Origin of the sequence: Achromobacter sp. GbtcB20 (genome assembly GCF_019091095.1) — a bacterium.
GTDB lineage: Bacteria > Pseudomonadota > Gammaproteobacteria > Burkholderiales > Burkholderiaceae_B > Achromobacter > Achromobacter mucicolens.
In genome coordinates, this window is sequence record NZ_JAGXJZ010000935.1 from 1 (window position 1) to 233 (window position 233).

A 233-nucleotide genomic window follows, 5' to 3' on the forward strand; every position below is an offset into this window, starting at 1 on the left:
CATATTGTTCTTTTCCGCCTGGGTGAAGTTGTCGAAGTAGGTGTCGTAGACACAGGTGCAATACGGCTTCGCCAGCTTGGGATCCTTGGGTGCGGTCTTGTCGAGCTCGATCACGGACTCGCATCCCTCCACATTCATCTTCTTCAATCCGTCCATCCTCTCGTCGGCGTGGGCGGGAAAATGCAGGGCGATGGCAGCGATCATGGCGGCCAGTGTCAAACCGTGTTTCATGT

The 233-nt window shown here is 55.4% G+C and carries 1 protein-coding gene; it reads right to left on the reverse strand.

The window, feature by feature from the left end; genetic code table 11:
• Positions 1-219: hypothetical protein (locus tag KVT32_RS31705; RefSeq protein WP_217619597.1), on the reverse strand; the 219-nt coding region annotated here is incomplete at its 3' end.
• Positions 220-233: the final 14 nt, after the last annotated feature.